General features: G+C 72.6%; 2 protein-coding genes and 1 tRNA gene. All 3 read left to right on the forward strand.

What is annotated here, in order from left to right; all coding sequences use genetic code 11:
• Window positions 1–515 (forward strand): divisome protein SepX/GlpR (gene glpR / locus HMPREF3086_RS15740; protein ID WP_371441678.1); only part of this gene is annotated, 515 nt, incomplete at its 5' end.
• Window positions 516–638: 123 nt separating this feature from the next.
• A tRNA-Ala gene (locus HMPREF3086_RS15745) sits at window positions 639–711 on the forward strand.
• Between the two features lie 75 nt (window positions 712–786).
• Window positions 787–1,223: hypothetical protein (locus tag HMPREF3086_RS15750; protein ID WP_141764125.1), on the forward strand; the 437-nt coding region annotated here is incomplete at its 3' end.

Consider the following 1,223-nt stretch of genomic DNA (forward strand, 5'->3'; position numbering starts at 1 on the left):
CGCCCGAGGTGGAGCTCACCGACGCCGATCTGGACTTCGCCGAGCGGCGTCGTGGGCGCGGGGCCTACGACCCGATGGCGGACCGGCAGGCCGCCGAGCAGCGCGCGCACGCCCGGCAGCGTACGGCCCTCATCCTCGTGGGCCTCTCGGTGGTCGCCGTGGTCCTGGCCCTTCTCACCGTCCCCGCCGTGTGGTGGTTCGCCGGCGGCTCCGTCCTGCTGCTCGCTGCCTACCTCATGTACCTGCGCCGTCAGGTGAAGCTGGAGGAGAGCCTGCGCCGCCGCCGCATCGAGCGCATGCGTCGCGCCCGGCTGGGCGTGGAGTCCCGCGAGGACGATGAACTGTCGATCGTGCCGCCGCGGCTGCGCCGGCCCGGTGCGGTGGTGCTGGAGATCGACGACGAGGACCCTGCGTTCGACGTGCTCGACACCCACCGCGAGGACCTGGACACCGACCCCGGTCACCACGATCAGCGGCGTCGTCACCGCGAGCCGCTGCGGCGCGCGGTGGGCTGATCGGACCCCCGATTTGGTCGGCTGCCCGACCATGCTGGTAAGGTATTCCACGCTGCTCGAGAGGGCGGCACAGCCTCTTGGAAGAGTTCGGAAGAGGGGCATCGCGGCCCGCGAGGGCGGCGAGGGGCTATAGCGCAGTTGGTAGCGCGTCTCGTTCGCATCGAGAAGGTCAGGGGTTCGATTCCCCTTAGCTCCACCCAAGGACTTCGAGTTCAGAGGCCGTTTCCGCGCAAGCGGGGACGGCCTTTCCGCTATCCGGGGAGGTGCGGTAGTGGCACGTCGAGATGGCAGTGCGGTCGGCCGGGCGGCTCCGGTCCGCGCGCGGTTCTCGGCCGACCCCGCCGACGTCCTCGCACTCGCCGCCGACCCCGCACGGTGGCGCGAATGGGCGGGCCCGATCCCGATCTGGTGGGTGCACCGGCACCTGGGCCGCGTCACGGTCCGCGCGCGTCCCGACGGCGGCGGAGAACTCGAGTGGAGCCTGCCGGCGCGGCCCACCGCTGGGCTCCCGCGGCCGGTTCTACGGGCCATCCTCTCACTGCTCGCGCGGCGGCTCGTCACCGAGGCCGACCGGCGGATCGCCGTCACCCGTCGGCCCAGCCTGCCGGCACGGTTCCAGCGCGCCGGCCTGCAACTGGTCGTCCGGCCCGTCCTGACCATCGCGCCCTTCGACGAGAAGTGGATCCGGGCGCTGCGGGCGGTCGCGAC

The sequence above is a fragment of the Dietzia sp. HMSC21D01 genome (assembly GCF_001815995.1).
GTDB classification, from domain to species: Bacteria; Actinomycetota; Actinomycetes; order Mycobacteriales; family Mycobacteriaceae; genus Dietzia; species Dietzia cinnamea.